Origin of the sequence: Robertmurraya korlensis, assembly GCF_023715225.1 — a bacterium.
Taxonomy (GTDB): Bacteria; Bacillota; Bacilli; order Bacillales; family Cytobacillaceae; genus Robertmurraya_A.
The window spans coordinates 41,032-57,161 of record NZ_JAMBNS010000009.1 but is presented as its reverse complement, the minus strand read 5'-3'; the positions used below and the strand labels follow the sequence as shown (position 1 = coordinate 57,161).

Annotated in this window: 21 protein-coding genes; 10 read left to right on the top strand and 11 right to left on the bottom strand. The window is 36.4% G+C overall.

Annotation, left to right across the window (positions count from 1 at the left end; translation table 11 throughout):
• Positions 1-22: 22 nt before the first annotated feature.
• Positions 23-1,948 carry a BglG family transcription antiterminator gene (locus M3175_RS16285; protein WP_251521118.1) on the bottom strand — a complete coding sequence of 642 codons (1,926 nt, stop codon included), beginning with the start codon at positions 1,946-1,948 and terminating at the stop codon, positions 23-25.
• Between the two features lie 190 nt (positions 1,949-2,138).
• On the opposite strand from M3175_RS16285, the gene M3175_RS16280 reads away from it, so the two are divergent.
• Positions 2,139-3,194, top strand: a complete 1,056-nt coding sequence (locus M3175_RS16280; RefSeq protein ID WP_251521115.1) for a lactonase family protein — start codon at positions 2,139-2,141, stop codon at positions 3,192-3,194.
• 113 nt (positions 3,195-3,307) lie between these two features.
• Positions 3,308-4,477 (top strand): M20 family metallopeptidase, encoded by a 1,170-nt coding sequence (locus tag M3175_RS16275; RefSeq protein WP_285852315.1) that lies wholly within the window; start codon positions 3,308-3,310, stop codon positions 4,475-4,477.
• 249 nt (positions 4,478-4,726) lie between these two features.
• Here the strand turns inward: M3175_RS16275 and M3175_RS16270 are convergent, their stop codons facing one another.
• From M3175_RS16270 to M3175_RS16255, 4 genes are all read right to left on the bottom strand, one after another.
• A complete protein-coding gene (locus M3175_RS16270; protein WP_251521560.1) occupies positions 4,727-5,449 on the bottom strand; it encodes an EcsC family protein in 723 nt (240 codons plus the stop codon).
• A gap of 86 nt (positions 5,450-5,535) precedes the next feature.
• On the bottom strand, positions 5,536-5,652 hold the full coding sequence (locus M3175_RS16265) for a DUF4023 family protein (RefSeq protein WP_160548213.1): 117 nt from the start codon (positions 5,650-5,652) through the stop codon (positions 5,536-5,538).
• Positions 5,653-5,705: 53 nt separating this feature from the next.
• Positions 5,706-6,914, bottom strand: a complete 1,209-nt coding sequence (locus M3175_RS16260) for an ABC transporter permease (protein WP_251521112.1) — start codon at positions 6,912-6,914, stop codon at positions 5,706-5,708.
• Complete coding sequence (locus M3175_RS16255; RefSeq protein WP_251521110.1) at positions 6,907-7,647, bottom strand: ABC transporter ATP-binding protein; 741 nt, start codon at positions 7,645-7,647, stop codon at positions 6,907-6,909. The genes M3175_RS16260 and M3175_RS16255 overlap by 8 nt, the downstream gene beginning before the upstream one ends.
• A 510-nt stretch (positions 7,648-8,157) precedes the next feature.
• Here M3175_RS16255 and M3175_RS16250 point away from each other — a divergent pair.
• The 3 genes from M3175_RS16250 (at position 8,158) to M3175_RS16240 (ending at position 10,469) form a co-directional block, all read left to right on the top strand.
• Positions 8,158-8,577, top strand: coding sequence for an HIT family protein (locus tag M3175_RS16250; protein ID WP_251521107.1), 420 nt, complete (start codon positions 8,158-8,160; stop codon positions 8,575-8,577).
• Between the two features lie 158 nt (positions 8,578-8,735).
• On the top strand, positions 8,736-9,812 hold the full coding sequence (gene serC, locus M3175_RS16245) for a 3-phosphoserine/phosphohydroxythreonine transaminase (protein WP_251521104.1): 1,077 nt from the start codon (positions 8,736-8,738) through the stop codon (positions 9,810-9,812).
• A gap of 129 nt (positions 9,813-9,941) precedes the next feature.
• Positions 9,942-10,469 carry a tryptophan transporter gene (locus tag M3175_RS16240; RefSeq protein ID WP_251521101.1) on the top strand — a complete coding sequence of 176 codons (528 nt, stop codon included), beginning with the start codon at positions 9,942-9,944 and terminating at the stop codon, positions 10,467-10,469.
• A gap of 28 nt (positions 10,470-10,497) precedes the next feature.
• Here the strand turns inward: M3175_RS16240 and yhzF are convergent, their stop codons facing one another.
• A complete protein-coding gene (gene yhzF, locus M3175_RS25695) occupies positions 10,498-10,680 on the bottom strand; it encodes a membrane protein YhzF (protein WP_503328609.1) in 183 nt (60 codons plus the stop codon).
• A gap of 130 nt (positions 10,681-10,810) precedes the next feature.
• Between yhzF and M3175_RS16235 the strand changes: the two genes are divergently transcribed.
• On the top strand, positions 10,811-11,167 hold the full coding sequence (locus M3175_RS16235) for a YtxH domain-containing protein (RefSeq protein WP_251521096.1): 357 nt from the start codon (positions 10,811-10,813) through the stop codon (positions 11,165-11,167).
• Between the two features lie 255 nt (positions 11,168-11,422).
• Positions 11,423-11,995: an HTH-type transcriptional regulator Hpr gene (locus tag M3175_RS16230; protein ID WP_251521093.1), complete on the top strand. Its 573-nt coding sequence runs from the start codon at positions 11,423-11,425 to the stop codon at positions 11,993-11,995.
• Here the strand turns inward: M3175_RS16230 and M3175_RS16225 are convergent, their stop codons facing one another.
• Positions 11,996-12,331: a DUF1878 family protein gene (locus tag M3175_RS16225; protein WP_251521091.1), complete on the bottom strand. Its 336-nt coding sequence runs from the start codon at positions 12,329-12,331 to the stop codon at positions 11,996-11,998.
• Between the two features lie 265 nt (positions 12,332-12,596).
• On the opposite strand from M3175_RS16225, the gene M3175_RS16220 reads away from it, so the two are divergent.
• Together M3175_RS16220 and M3175_RS16215 are read left to right on the top strand one after the other, a co-directional pair.
• The gene (locus M3175_RS16220; protein WP_251521088.1) at positions 12,597-13,079 is read left to right on the top strand and encodes a DUF3267 domain-containing protein; all 483 of its coding nucleotides are present in this window, start codon (positions 12,597-12,599) and stop codon (positions 13,077-13,079) included.
• A 102-nt stretch (positions 13,080-13,181) separates the two neighbouring features.
• Positions 13,182-13,361: a hypothetical protein gene (locus tag M3175_RS16215; RefSeq protein WP_251521085.1), complete on the top strand. Its 180-nt coding sequence runs from the start codon at positions 13,182-13,184 to the stop codon at positions 13,359-13,361.
• A gap of 59 nt (positions 13,362-13,420) precedes the next feature.
• On the opposite strand, the gene M3175_RS16210 is transcribed toward M3175_RS16215, so the two are convergent.
• Positions 13,421-13,504 carry a YjcZ family sporulation protein gene (locus M3175_RS16210; protein WP_119707122.1) on the bottom strand — a complete coding sequence of 28 codons (84 nt, stop codon included), beginning with the start codon at positions 13,502-13,504 and terminating at the stop codon, positions 13,421-13,423.
• Positions 13,505-13,592: 88 nt separating this feature from the next.
• A complete protein-coding gene (locus tag M3175_RS16205) occupies positions 13,593-13,670 on the bottom strand; it encodes a YjcZ family sporulation protein (protein WP_119710501.1) in 78 nt (25 codons plus the stop codon).
• A gap of 250 nt (positions 13,671-13,920) precedes the next feature.
• Here M3175_RS16205 and M3175_RS16200 point away from each other — a divergent pair, with 250 nt between their 5' ends.
• Positions 13,921-14,790: a peptidylprolyl isomerase gene (locus M3175_RS16200; protein ID WP_251521081.1), complete on the top strand. Its 870-nt coding sequence runs from the start codon at positions 13,921-13,923 to the stop codon at positions 14,788-14,790.
• A 47-nt stretch (positions 14,791-14,837) separates the two neighbouring features.
• Here M3175_RS16200 and M3175_RS16195 read toward each other — a convergent pair whose 3' ends face one another.
• Together M3175_RS16195 and yhaM are read right to left on the bottom strand one after the other, a co-directional pair.
• Complete coding sequence (locus tag M3175_RS16195) at positions 14,838-15,008, bottom strand: sporulation YhaL family protein (RefSeq protein ID WP_251521078.1); 171 nt, start codon at positions 15,006-15,008, stop codon at positions 14,838-14,840.
• Between the two features lie 99 nt (positions 15,009-15,107).
• Positions 15,108-16,052, bottom strand: a complete 945-nt coding sequence (yhaM, locus tag M3175_RS16190; RefSeq protein WP_251521075.1) for a 3'-5' exoribonuclease YhaM — start codon at positions 16,050-16,052, stop codon at positions 15,108-15,110.
• Positions 16,053-16,130: the final 78 nt, after the last annotated feature.

Sequence of the window (16,130 nt, the reverse complement as noted above, 5' to 3'; positions counted from 1 at the left end):
TTAAAAGCAAAGACACCAGCATCTACAGCTTTAAGAAGGTGTCTTTAAATTCATGATACGACTTTGCCTTTATTAATTGTTGTACCAACTCACGATCATCGATTACTTTACCGAGCATATCGTACATTCTTTGTAAATCTCCGCTACTATCCTTTTCGACACTAAGCAAACAAACAAATTGTACCTGTTTATCGCCCCACTCTATGGGCTTTTGTAAGGTACAAATCGACCAAAAAGTCTCGTCTGTTAATGGATTTAATGGATGTGGGATCGCAACAAAATTTCCAAAGGAGGTGGAAGAAAGTGATTCCCTCTCCTTCACTGATTCAATGAAAACATCATCTATCAAACCCATTTCTTTCAAATTCGAAAACATGTAAGATAATACTTCATCTTTCGAGAGAAGGGCTTGCTGCAAGAAAACTAGTTCTTCCCTCGTATACTCGAGGGTTGTCGTTTGCTCTGACACAGCCGACCTAATTTTAATTAAATCTTGATCCCCTAAAAATGTATTCACATGGATGACAGGAATAGTCAGTTTCTGCTGAATAGGTACTGTACTAATAATAAAATCAATATCATGTAAATCCATTTGCTGAAGCTTATAAAATTCGGTTGTGTCGACAATATCAAGCTTTGGACCAAAGGTTGACTGAAGCTTATAGTAAAGCAATCTCGCACTACCTACTCCTGATGCACAAACAATTAAGCATCTTTTCGGACCGTGGTGGATTTGCTTCCGTTCAATGGCTACTCCAATATGGAGGGCTAGGTATCCAATTTCATTCTCGTCTATATCAATGCTAAGTTGCTTTTTCAACTCTTTACCAGCAATGAGACCTGCTTGAAATGCTACTGGATAATTGGCCTTGATTTCATTAATCATTGGATTTCTTAAATTCATTCCATAACGGTAACGATTGATTGCTGGCTTAATATGAAGACACATTTGTTCTAAGAGTTCCTTATCTTCGCTAATTCCTAAAGACAGCTTTTCATCTATTTTTGCAAGAATGTCAGATACTAACTGAGCAATTTTTTTATCGATTACTCTCTCCACTTGCTCACCAGGTGATTTTTCAATCATTTTCGTACCTAACAGATGAATGGCTATATAGGCGATCTCATTTTCCGGAAAATCAACCATGAGGCTTTCGCTTAGATTCTTCACAATTTTTTCCGCAACGGAAAATTCTTTTTGACCAATGATTTCATTTAACTCATCTGAATACAATAACACATGATTCCCTTCACGGATACGCTTACAAGCTATCGCTACATGGATAATCAAATTATTTAATCCCACATCAGAAAGGGTAATATGATGCTCTCTAATAAGCGCTAAAATCACGTTTCGAATGACTAGAATTTCTTCCTTGGTTAGGATATTCAGTTGTTCATTCACAATATCAAGTTCGTCCCTTTTTTTATTAAAAATATAATCGGACATACAAAAGCGGACCTTGACTTCATCACCTTTGATCCTTAAACCATAATTCGGTTTCTTTTCTAGACTTAATCCATACCGTGAGAGGATTTTCTTAATATCCTTTACATCATTTAAAATCGTAGAGCGACTAACAAATATTTCATCCGCTAAATGATCAAGCTTTACAAATTTATTTGTTAGAAGTAGCCTCGTAATAATATACCTTATCCGTTCTTCAGGTGAATCCGGTCTTCCAACGCTCGTTTCAGCCGTATCTTGAAACACTTCATTTATAAAGGTAATGAACTGTTGATTGTTATTTATAACTAGTTCATATCCTGTTCCTCTTACTGATTTAATATCTGCACCGTTCTTTTCAAGGATTGCCTGAAGGTCTTTCATATCATTACGAATGGTTCTTGATGTTACTTTAATAACACTTGCTAAATACTCGCTCGTAATAGGCACCTTCGCTCCCATTAGTTCTCCGAGTATCATCGTGAGACGAGAAATAATCATTTCGAACCTACTCCCCTAGAATCTATTTCTTTCTAAAATATGTTTTGTTTCGTTCTACGGACTTTTCTGAAAAGTTAACATTTCTCTCTATTTCTTGTCAAGTTGATAATTAAAATAAGACTTCCTTCTTGATTTTCAATGATTGTAAGAATAGGATAACATTGTATATTAATTTATTGGAGGGAATGCCTTGAGTAGCGCTGATAAAGTAATTGGATATGTGGGAACGTACACAAAAGGTGATAGTGAAGGGATTTATCGCTTTGTATTAGACACAAAAGCTGGAAAAATAGAAGAGGTTGAACTTGCAGGTAAAATAGAAAACCCTACCTATGTTTCTATTACAGGAGATAACAAATTTCTTTATTCCGTTTCAAAAAACGGGGATCTTGGTGGAGTAACCTCTTTTTCCATTGAAGAAGATACGGGAAAGCTTCAAAAAATAAATGATCAGGGGTCGGCTGGTTCTCCTCCTTGTCACTTAGAAATAAACCCAAGCAATACCGCATTGTATACCGCGAACTACCATAAAGGAACAGTTGAAGTGCATAAGGTAAACCCAGAGACGGGTGAGATCCAACCTGCTTCTTCAAGCGTTGCGCACACAGGAAGCGGTCCAGATCCTAGACAGGAAAAGGCTCATACACACTACTCTGGCCTCACTCCTGATGGAAAATACGTAGTGGCAGTTGAGCTTGGAATTGATAAGATCTTTACATATGAACTAAAAGAAGATCAATTATCGCCAGTTTATGAACTTTCTGTGAAACCTGGAAGTGGCCCAAGACATATTGTCTTTCATCCAACAAAACCACTCGCTTATGTGATGACAGAATTTAGTGGAGAAGTACTCGTTCTTCAATACGATTCAACTAACGGTAGCTTCAATCAAATTCAAGCGATTTCAACACTTCCTTCAGATTTTACCGAAAACAATCAAGGAAGCGCGATTCACATCAGCTCCGATGGGCGTTTTGTGTACGCTGGAAATCGCGGACATAATAGTATTGCAAGCTTTGTTGCAGACGAAAATGGTTCCCTTTCATTTTTAGAACATACACCTACAGAAGGTGATTGGCCACGTGACTTTGCACTAGATCCGACAGAATCATATATTGTTGCATCTAATCAAGAGTCAGGCAATCTTGTTCTTTTTGCTAGAGACAAGGAGTCAGGAAAATTAAGTCTCCTGCAATCTGACATTACTGTTCCCTATGCAGTTTGCGTAAAGTTCTTAACTATTTAACAAACGAAAGACTACCCTTTAGGTAGTCTTTCGTTTTTTCATATCAAAGAACCATTTTTTAGTGAAAAAGATGTTATAATTATCTGAAATTAGTAAAAGGAGTGGGGATTAATTTGCTTACGACACTGTTTACAAAGCTAGAAGATTATTATCCTGAAATGGTTGAAATTCGAAGATACTTGCATCAGCATCCAGAGCTTTCTTTTCAGGAAGTGAACACAGCTAACTTTATCGCATCATATTATGAAAAACTCGGTGTGGAAGTTCAAAGAGGTGTCGGTGGCAATGGGGTAGTTGCAACGATACAAGGAAACTATCCTGGAAAAACAATTGCCTTGCGCGCAGACTTTGATGCACTTCCTATTCAAGATGAAAAGGATGTTCCGTACAAATCAACGGTTCCAGGTGTTATGCATGCTTGTGGGCACGATGGTCATACTGCCTCCCTACTTGTCCTAGCTAAAGTGCTTCATGAATTGAAAGATGAACTTCACGGTACATATATAATGATTCATCAACATGCAGAAGAGTATGCTCCTGGAGGAGCAGCATCCATGATTGAAGCAGGTTGTCTAGAAGGAGTAGATGTTATCTTTGGAACGCATTTGTGGGCAAGCGAGCCCACAGGGAAAATTCAATACCGAACAGGTCCTATTATGGCAGCAGCAGATCGATTTGTGATAACCATCCAAGGTAAAGGAGGACACGGAGCACAGCCACATAAAACAAAGGATTCCATTGTTGTTGGTGCCCAGCTCGTATCCAATTTACAACAAATCGTTAGCAGACGTGTCAGCCCAGTAGAGTCCGCGGTTGTAACGGTTGGATCCTTTGTCGCAGACAATGCCTTCAACGTAATTGCGGATAAAGCAAAATTAATCGGTACCGTCCGTACATTTAACGAAGACCTTCGTGATTTTATTGCTGACGAAATCGAGCGCATTGTGAAAGGTACTTGCATTGCCTCCGACTGCTCGTATTCCTATGAGTATATAAAAGGATATCCTGCTGTTGTTAACCATAAAGAAGAAACGGAGTATCTTGTTCAACTAGCAAATGATATAGAAGACATTAAAGCAGTGGAAGAAGCAGAGTTGCAAATGGGTGGAGAAGATTTCGCTTATTATTTACAACATGTGAAAGGAACCTTCTTCTTTACTGGAGCGAAGCCTGTTGGTGTCGAGGTAGCTTACCCACATCATCACCCGAAATTCGACATTGATGAACAAGCCCTACTCGTTGCTGCTAAAACGCTCTTGTCAGCTGCCATTAACTATAAATAAAGCTTGGAGATAAACTCCAAGCTTTTTCCTTCTAAAGTAGCCTGTGTTTAAGACATCGAAAAGCATTTTGAACCTATTCCCGTCTGAATGAACCCCTGTTTCGGACTGACTCCCTCTTCTCCTTGCCTTTGCTGTCCAAATCAACCCCCTATTCGGACTGACTCACCCTTCTCTTTGTCTTTATTGTTCAAATCCTCCTCACTTTTGATCAATCCTTATTATCTCAAACATAAAAAAATGCCCTACTATTCAGGCAGTGGGGGCCGTTTTAAGTAAGCGAAGTCGATAACAGTTCATTGCCACTTCTCCTAAGGAGTCTAGAAGATTATAGTTCGCATACGCCCCTACGACAGCTCCAATTCCAGGTACTAGCTGAAGCATTTTTATAAAGTCAATATGATCTCGGTACTCTTGTTGGAAAGATTGCCAGTCCATATCTTCATAATTTTGTTTTCTTTCTTCCCAATTTTCAATGACATCAAATGTTTCCAGTCTTTTTTCATCACTTGAGAAAGCTAGTGAGAACACATGTAAAATAAATATTCGTTCCTCAAGCTTTTCAGGATTAAAACCGTATATCGTAGCCGTTTCACTTAAGTACTTCATTTTAATGGATAGTAGTAGTGGAAAATCAGCTAAACCTAAAAATATCCCTCCCGCTCCTGTTCCCGCCCCTTCTAATGTAGCTGTTTTACGATAAAAAGAAAGTTTTTCAGCGGCCATTTTATCTTTTTCCATTAAAGATGAACCAGCCCTATTCTCTTTTTTTGTAGTGACATAAGAGCCTACTAAAAGAGCTTTAACCATTTGTTTAATACTATCTGTAATCATTTGATGGGCCTTTGCTGGAATCAACTCATTTATTTTCCCTTGTGCTTTTTTAGATACTCGCTGAAGGAAAGGTGATTTTTTTAATAATTTTCGTTTCCATAAAATGATTTCATTATAAATTTTTAATTCATACTCATTCATCAAAATTAATTCCCCCTCCTTTCTTTTATACGTGTAAAAAAGACATTTGTTTCAAAAAAAAGAAGAAGGCTATCGCCTTCTTCCACTTAATGTTGTTTATTCGGTAGCCTTTTTTCTGGGTGATTGTTTCCACGCTTCTTATTTTTTAGTTCCTTTTTTTTATCTTCTGCCAGTTTATCAACAAATTGACTCGTATTTTCCATCATGACTCCCCTTTCTTTTCTGGGTAGTCATAGTGTATCCAGCTTTGTAAAAATTACGTCAGCTTTTTATGACTATACTGATATACGAACAAATAACTAAATGCCACCCCTGCGAACAATGCAAGAGCACTGATAATCAAGTCACCCTTTAAGAAGATTGGTATGGATAGTAAAAGGGATTGAATGCTTAATACGACAAAAAGCAGCTTCTGGAATGATATTTTTTTCGTTATTTCTTTTACTGGATATAATTGTATCCATAGCTTATTTTGATGGTGATTCCATAAAGGAAGCAATTGAAAACCTGTTAAGTAAAGAAACAATACAACGAAAAGTATTTGTCCATATCCAAAAGTGACAAAATATAGGACAAGTCCCCCAATAACGGTTAGACGTATCCACAGGCCTAGATAATCTCCACCTCTGATAAAGGTTTGTAGAAATAAATGTAAAAATGTAGCATTCTGTTGATATGGTAAACTCGAGGTAATCCAATCCAGCCATCTGCGTCTCTTTACCTCATCCTTTAATTTTGGAACATCTGTAAACAAATTGGCTAAGCGATAAAATGACATCATTCTTCTTTCTTCCAACTGAATAAGACGCTCCCATTTTAATCCCTTTTTCTTTGTTTGAATATAATACGTAAAGAAAAGAAGAAGTAATAAAAAAGCGACAACCCCAATTAACCAAATTGCTGCTTGATTAAACAAAAGATATAAAAATACGCCATTTACGACAAATCGAATGACCGTATCTAATCTTTGAGTGGACTCCTCCACATAATACTGTACTCTCCATCTAATATACAGATTTAACAGTTTTAGCCCAGCTAGTACGACAAGAAACGGAAGGAAATGATGAAAACCACTTCCAGTTACTTGAGCGTATATCGGCATTAGGACACCGAGGAAAAGTACTAACAAATACAACCCAATAAAAAAACTCAAAAGAATGCTGCGATTAAAATATGATTCCAGTCTTTCTTCTAGGGCAAGAAGAAACACTTTATCAGGATCAACTACAAAAGTAAAAATGGGGCTAATTGTAACCACAAGGGATAATATGATTGCCATTAACAGAGCAACGGGAAAATCGCTTGATAATGTTTTTACCCATTCTTGATAGTAGAAAGCAGCCGTTCCTAATAAAAAAACAAGAACAATGACGATGTGACCATTAAAAATATATCGAGAATAACGACCAATTTCTTTACTTGCTGTTCCGAGTCGCTCCCTCCACAGCTTATGTGCATCAAACATAGTCTTCTTCCTTTGTGAGTTGAATATAGAGATCATCAAGTGTAGCATCCGGCATAGAAAATTGCTCCCTTAATTCTCCTAACGTCCCCTTCGCACGAACTTTACCTTCATGCAGAATAACAAACCGATCACAATATCTTTCCGCCGTTGCGAGTATGTGGGTAGACATTAATATCCCTGCTCCGCTTTCCTTCATCTTCTTCATGAGATCTAACAAAGATTGAATTCCCAGTGGATCGAGCCCTACAAAAGGCTCATCCACAATATAAAGTGAAGGCTGAACCAAAAATGCACACATAATCATTACCTTTTGTTTCATTCCTTTTGAAAAATGGGCAGGAAACCATTTTAGCCTCTTACTCATTCGAAATTCCTTCAACAGAATTTCTTTCCTCTCCTGAAAGGTCTTTTCATCTAAACCATATGCCATAGCTGTTAACCGTAAATGCTCTTCTAATGTTAACTCATCATAAAGAATGGGTGTTTCTGGTACAAACGTAAATTCTCGTCTATACTCCTCTTTGTTTGTATGTATGGCTTTTCCATTAATCGTAATTTCACCTGTTTGTGGCTCCATCAAGCCAATAATATGTTTAATGGTTGTGCTTTTGCCTGCCCCGTTTAGTCCAATTAGACCAACAATTTCATTCGCTTTCACATCAAAAGAAATGTCTTTTAAAACAGGGTTTCTAGTATATCCGCCGGTTATATTTGAAAGCTGCAAAAGTGTCATTTATCTTCCTCCATTAGTTGTTAGCACCATTTTAACAAAATGTCATCCTAAAAAATAGAAATAGGCATTTTTAAAAAAAATCATTTCTTTTTGTATAGAAGCTCTTAAAGCGGGCATGATAATATTCGAAGGGGAACAACAGTAGATGTTCAATCATCGAAATGAGGTGTCAGTGGGCGATAATAATCAATCACGATACGTTTAACGTTCCTATATGCGTTGATCTAACCACATTTTTATAAATGAGGTGTTCGCAAAAGACCAGTCTGCTATGCTTTATAAGTTGTAAAACATATAAAGATAAGGGGATGGTTCGCTTGAACAAAGGATCGAAATCTCTATAGACAAATCATTTTTAAATGAGGTGTTTATCAAAGAGAATTTATTGCTATAGAACGCTTAAAAAGCTTTCCCCTTCAAGAACGGGCGGGATTCCTTGTGAATCCTGCCCTCTTATTTGTTTAAATAATATGGTAAAATATACATATATATGAATAGGAGGGACAAATAATGAGCGATTGTATTTTTTGCAAAATTGTAAATGGAGATATTCCGGCAGCGAAAGTATTTGAAAATGACCACGTGGTAGCATTTTTAGATATTAGTCAAGTAACAAAGGGACATACATTAATCATTCCAAAGGTACATAAGGAAAACCTATACGAATTGACTCCCGAAATTTCCAGCGAATTATTCAAAGTGGCACCGAAGATTGCTAATGCCATTAAAGATGCGTATCAGCCAGTTGGCCTAAATCTTGTGAATAATAATGGTGAAAAAGCTGGACAATCCGTGTTCCACTTTCATATGCATCTAATTCCTCGATACGGTGAAGGAGATGGATTTGGAGCAGTTTGGAAGTCAAATCAAAGCAACTACTCCCCAGAGGATCTTCGTAAAATCGCGGATTCTATCAGCAGTGAATTGTAAGACTGTTCTTTAAGGACAGTCTTTTTTCTATTCTTTTTTAAAATTTTCATAATGTTCAAATTCTCATCTTTACATAGTACGATTTTCTGTTAGGATAAATATATCTTTTTTTCTTTGCTGCTTTAAATCGTAAACATCTAAATGGAGGTATGTATTGTATGAATCGTGCACTAAATTTTAATGCAGGACCAGCTGCTCTTCCGGCGGAGGTTCTAATTGAAGCCCAAAAGCATTTGCTTAATTTTAACGGTACCGGCATGTCGGTAATGGAGTTAAGCCATAGAAGTAAGCCCTATGAGGAGGTTCACGATGGAGCCATCTCGAAGCTTAGAAAGCTGATGAACATTCCTGATGATTATGAAGTCCTTTTCTTACAAGGTGGTGCTAGCACTCAGTTTTCTATGGTTCCGATGAACTTACTTCAGGAAGGTCAAACAGCTTCCTACATCCTCTCTGGAGCTTGGTCTGAAAAAGCGTTAAAAGAGGCTAAGAAAGTTGGACAAACAAGCATTCTCGCTTCGAGTAAAGATAGCAATTACAAAATGATTCCAGAGTTTACTCTTTCGGATCTTTCACCTGAAACTGCCTACCTTCATATTACTAGTAACAACACGATTTTCGGTACGCAATGGCAAAGCTTCCCGGATTCACCAGTTCCTTTAATTGCAGATATGTCGAGTGATATTTTAAGCAAAAATATACAAGTTGAACAATTTGATTTGATTTATGCTGGAGCACAGAAAAATCTAGGACCTTCTGGAGTTACTGTTGTAATTATGAAGAAAAGCTTGTTAGAACGCTCTACAGATGCGTTACCAACTATGCTTAATTACAAAACTTACGCAGAGAACAATTCCTTATATAACACGCCACCTACAATCGCTATTTATTTATTAAAGCTTGTACTTGATTGGGTTGAAAATCAAGGCGGTGTTACAGCAATTGAAAAGATAAACGATCAAAAAGCCAAGCTTCTATACGATGCCATTGATGAAAGTGAAGGTTTTTATAACGGGCATGCCACACCAAATAGCCGTTCAAAAATGAATGTGACTTTCACTTTACAAAGCGAAGAAGCAACGAAAGCTTTCCTTCAACAGGCAAAAGAAGAAGGCTTTGTTGGTTTAAATGGTCACCGTTCAGTCGGCGGTTGCCGTGCATCCATTTATAACGCTGTTCCCCTTGAAAATGTTGAAAAGCTAGCTGAGTTCATGAAGAAATTTTCTCAAAAATAATTACCATAATAGCCAACTTTTTTAATAATTAGTAGTGTGATATAATAAGAGCAAGTTTTTCGCTATAGGCAAAGAGTGCACTATAGGAGGAACGAAAATGAGAATAGAACAGACGAGGAGAGATGAGAAATGAATACGAAAAATCTTGTTGCACTATCATTACTAGTGGGTATGGGTGCGGTATTACATGCAGTTGTTCCACCCATTCTTTTTGGAATGAAGCCTGACATGATGTTAACGATGATGTTTTTAGGAATACTGCTATTCCCAGAAAAGAAAAATGTACTGCTTGTTTCATTAGTTACAGGCATTATTTCTGGCTTAACTACGAGCTTTCCTGGAGGGCTATTCCCGAATATTATCGATAAGCCAATCACTGCTTTTGTTTTCTTTGGTTTATTTCTAGCTCTTAAGAAATTTAGAAACAATATGGTGAGTGTTGGTGTATTAACTGCTGTTGGTACAGTTGTGTCCGGCCTTGTATTCCTAGGTGCAGCTAGTGTAATTGCTGGCTTGCCAGGTCCATTTGCAGCATTATTTGCTGGTGTGGTCTTACCTGCTACTGTGGTTAACACAATTGCTATGATTGTGCTTTACCCAATTGCTTATGTAATTGTTAAAAGAACAAAACTTAACCAGCAAGTTATTTCTGGTTAATAGAAAAGAACCCTTTAAGGGTTCTTTTCTATTTTATGCTGGAAAGAAGAATGGCAGCTAACAAAAGGACGATTCCAGTCCCTAAAAATGCTCCGGCTCTTTTTTTCAACAACTTTTTTGGAGGATAAAAACCCGGTTTCATTAAGGATAAAATATAAAAAACTGCGGCCCCTAAACAAATTATGCTTATTAGAAAGAATAAGCTAACCACTCTACCACCTTCTTGTTCGTGAAATATTTATATATATGCTTGGATCAGAGAATCTATGTGATACAACATGTTTACCTATGATGTATCATGTTAATATAAGTCCTATACATGAAATTTTAGGGGTGAGTTTATGAATGCAAAGAAAGTCCTTCTTGGAATGGTAGTTGGAGGAATTGCTAGTGGTGTTGCTACGTTACTAACAACTCCTCGATCTGGCGAAGCACTTCGGAAAAATTTAGTCCGTTCAGAAGAGGAATGGAGACAAAATTTGGCCACTCTAAGCAATTCTATACGAGATTTGAGCAATGAGATGGTATCAGTTACTAAAGAAGGGAAAGTTGTCCTTTCAAGCTTAATAAAAGATATAAAAATTAGTGTACAAGCCTGGAAGGAGTCTACCGCTTATAACCAAAATGCGATAAAAGTGGAACTTGATTCTATTCAAGAAGCGTTAAGAAAACTTGAAAATGATTTACAAAAAAAATAGTCACTATAGAAACAGAAGCTTTTGTTGATCCTTTTTTTCAATAGAAAAGAAGGATTTTTTTCATTTGAGAAGAAATATTCAACTTAATCATTAATGTTTGTTGCGATTAATCCAATAAATCTGTCGGTATCATTCTAAATTGGAAATAAAATTTTATCTAATTTCTAAAAATTTTGTAAATTACATCTTTATTAATTTTTGTTTTATTGGCATAATGAAAATAATAGACAAAAAAAAAGTGGGTGACTAATAGGGATGACGGGAAAAGATTATACGATGAAAGAAGCAATGCTATTTAGTCAGAGAATTGCACAATTAAGCAAAGCTCTCTGGAAAGCCATTGAAAAGGATTGGCAGCAGTGGATTAAGCCACATGATCTGAACATTAATGAACATCATATTTTATGGATTGCTTACCATCTAAATGGTGCATCCATCTCTGATGTGGCGAAATTTGGGGTTATGCATGTTTCAACAGCTTTCAACTTTTCAAAGAAACTGGAAGAGCGAGGACTTTTAGAATTCTCTAAAAAGGAAAATGATAAGCGAAACACGTATGTGCAAATTACTGAAAAAGGAGAAAACATACTTCTAGACCTAATGGAACACTATGAGCCATCAGGAAATGCAGCTTTCTCAGGTGCTTTGCCATTAAAGGAACTATACGGCAAGTTTCCCGATATCATTGAGGTAATGGCCATTGTCCGAAATATTTATGGGGACGACTTTATGGAGATTTTCGAAACTTCATTTAGAAACATTGAACAGGATTTTGAAGAAAAAGAAGGAAAGCTTACAAAGAAAAAATCATCGTCTGAGTATGTATAATCATAAGTACCTTTTAAGCTCATCCATTAATGGTAGAAACAGTCTTTGGAAGATACACGCATGAATTACCTCATCTACTTGTAACCGTGGGTGTAATTCTTCTTTAAACTTTTTAAAAAGCGGATGAAAGTATACAAATCCTTCCGCTTTCTGTTCTTCCAATTCTATGCTCATTCGTTCACAATTCGTACAAAATACCTGTACATCACTTTCAGATAAACCTCTTTCAATTACTAACAAATCAAATTTAGCCTTATTGCTACCAATCATCTTTAAAAGCAAGGATTGATGGTACTCTAAGCGCTTTATTCTCTCTAATAATTCCTCGTCAAACATCCTTCTACCTCTTTTCTATTCTTCATAAATTCTATTGTATATAATGTAAAATGATATGACAAAAAATTTATCGAAAATTGTTTGCTGTTTTCCTATTGATTTTTTCATCTGTTCATCGTAAAGTATCTAAAGTAAGTGGAACATATGAAGCTTACAAAATACTTATATCTCCATTTGGAGGCTGATTCGCTTGAATTGCTGGAAAACAATAAACTTTACGAGACAATATGGATCGCAGAGACTTTTTATACTGTCTGCCTTAACTATGTTATTTACTTTTATTCTACTTTATATTCCGGCAACATACTTATTTGTTGCAACATCCTTTTATGACAATCATTTTATTTATTTTATTTTAGCATTATTTTTACTGTATCCTGCTCATAAATTTCTACATTTTTTGCCAATTGCTCATTTAAATGAGAAGGTTAAAAAAAACGTAGATATAAAATTTGGCTTTATTCCAACAATTAAAATTCAAATTACAGAACCTATTAAAAAGTATCAGTTTTTAATTGCTCTACTATCGCCATTTGTCATTATTAATTCAGTATTGTTGGCAGCTTGCTTCCTATTTCCACATTACGCACACTATTTTACGATTTTAATAGCTTACCATATTGGAATGTCTGTTTCTGATCTTATTTGCGGAAAAGATGTAATTAGCGCTCCTAAGAATGCATTTATTGAAGAAAACGAAGATGGTTACGAAATTTTAATTATCAATAAGGAAGGGACATCATACTGATGTCCTCTTTCTCTAATAGTAGCTAAATCAATTTTTCTTTTAACTTAAAAATTGATTATGATACAATACAAGAAAACACCTTCCCATAGGAGGGATTTATCGATGATTTTTCTTTTTATAGTGCTCGCCGTTTTTATTTTATTCCAAATTAACAGACTTACAAACTCTCTCTGTTTACAGAAAGAGATTCCTGAAGAACGACAGCCGCAAATTTTTAGGACAATTAATATATTAATAACAATCCTTCTGATATCTTCCTATGTAGAAATCCTATTTACATAGAACAACAAGGAGCGGTGGACATTCATCCACCGCTCTTTTTTCTTTAATCATTTATTCGCTTATAGCCAAGCAGCACCAACGATGATTAAAAGGATGAACAATACTACAATTAGCGCGAAGCCTCCACCATATGAGTGACCCATTCTAACACCTCCTCTCAAGGAAAGTTAATATATCCTATTCAAGTACAGCTACATCCGTTAAAAGGATTCGTGTTATTTCATATGGAGCTTAACAATAAGCTGCCCCCACAATAATCAATAAGATGAATAATACAACAAGTAGCGCAAAGCCATTGTGTCCCATCATTAAAACCTCCCTTTCTCTCTAATTTTAATGGTGGCATTCCAGTAAACTTGAAGGATTGCCTGATTTTTTTGAACTAATTGCTAGTTCCCTTTATATTATGTAACCCATTGCATAATGGGATGGGCTATTTACTTATTTTTGAAGATTTACCATTGTGGAACAGATATTTTTTTTTGCTCTTCCCACTAGGTATGGTATAGTAATGTTTGTGACCGAATGATACGAAATAAATTTTGTAGGAGTGTTCAAGATGAAAAAATGGATGTTATCCCTATCAGTCATTGCTGGCATCGTTACGTTAACTGCATGTAACAATGCGAATGATTCTGCAGCGGTTGTAGAAACGTCTGCAGGGGATATTACGAAGGACGAGCTTTACGAGGCAATGAAAGAAAAATACGGAGAAGCTACTTTACGTGAGCTTGTTTATGAAAAAGTTCTTTCTGACAACTATGAAGTCAGTGATGAAGAGCTTGATGAAAAAATTGCTGAATTAAAAGAGCAACTAGGTGACAATTTTGAAGTTGCTTTAGCTCAATATGGATACGATAGCGAAGATGATCTTCGTGAAACGTTCAGAATTGGTATGCTACAAGAAAAAGCCGCTGTGAAGGATATTGAGGCTACAGAAGAAGAAATGAAGGAATACTACGAAAACTATAAGCCACAAATCAAAGCTCGTCACATTTTAGTTGAAGATGAGGCAAAAGCAAAAGAAGTAAAAGCTAAACTTGATGCTGGAGAAAAATTTGAAGATGTAGCAAAAGAATACTCTACAGATACAGCTTCTGCAGCAAACGGTGGAGACCTTGGCTGGTTCGGAGCTGGACAAATGGTTGCTGAGTTTGAAGAGGCTGCCTATGCACTTGAGGTTAACAAAATCAGTGAACCTGTAAAAACAGAGCATGGCTACCATATTATCCAGGTAACTGAGAAGAAAGAAAAGCAATCATACGAAGATATGAAAGCTGAAATTGAACATCAAGTAAAAGTGTCCAAGCTAGACGAAGCATCGATTACTGAAGCAATGGAACGCGAACTGAAGGATGCAAAAGTAGAAATTAAAGATAAAGATTTAGAAAAAGCATTGGACAGTGAAGAAGCCACAACACAAGGCTAATATTAGGCCTTTTAAGTAAAAAGGTTCCAGATACTCTGGAACCTTTTTTATTGAGCTGAACGGCCCTCTCTGGCTCTCTCAACCCTCTTCATATATATTTCTCCTTCTCGTTCGATACTTTGCTGTTCTTCCTCTCTCTCTTTCCTCCCTGTACGAAGTGCCATCATTGCACTTATGAAAATTCCAGCAACTACAAAGTAAACCCAAATCGGTATCATAGAACGTCCTCCTTTTACTTTAATGGTTGTCCAAGTCATAATAAACCATATGAGGTAAAAAGCAAAAAAATGCCCATTAAGGGCATTTTTTGTTAGGGATTATTTATGAAAAGTTGGCTTATAAAATGACCTTTGCTCTAGAGGAAAAATTCTTTCGGTAAACTCACCAGGTTTTACTCTCTCTAATGCTCGGTCTAGCATATTCATTTTTGCATCTAAATTATCAATATAATGAAGAATTTCTGCTTCTTTAATTAGTGGTGGTTTGGGACTTCCCCACTCAGCCTTCCCATGATGACTTAACACAAGATGCTGGAGGATAACCACTTCTTCACCAGTAATATGAAGCTCATCAGCCGCTTTACCAATTTCGTTAACCATAATAGATATATGACCTAAAAGATTGCCTTCGACAGTATATGAAGTCGAAATGGGCCCAGATAGTTCCGTTACTTTTCCAAGGTCATGGAGAATGATTCCAGCGTATAATAAATCTTTATCCAAGCTAGGGTAAAGTTCAGCTATTGCCTTAGCTAAGTCAAGCATACTAACCACATGATAAGCTAAGCCTGACACAAACTCATGGTGGTTTTTTGTTGCAGCAGGGTACTCTAAAAACTCATTTAAATGTTTCTTTAATAAATGCCTTGTAATTCTCTGGATATTAGGGTTTTTCATTTCAAAAATATATTGTGTAATTTTACTAGACATTTCATCCTTACTAACAGGTGCTGTTTCCAAGAAGTCAGCTAACTTCACAGAATCTGTAGGAGCTGCAGGCCGGATTTGTCTTAACTTTAATTGATTACGTCCACGGTAGTTCTGTATTTCCCCAACGATTCTAACGATTTTTTGTGCTGCATATATTTTCTCATCTTCATCAGATGCATCCCAAAGTTTTGCTTCTATTTCACCACTTTGATCTTGGAATATAATCGTTAAAAAGGGCTTACCATTACTAGCGATCCCTTTTACAGAATTTTTTATTAGTAGAAACTGTTCAATAGCTTCTCCTACTTCATAATCAAGGATACCTTTTGACATCAAATACGCCCCTTTCTATGATTCTAGTATAGCATATTTAATCATCATAGAAGTTAATATTCATAGACGGTGAGGATG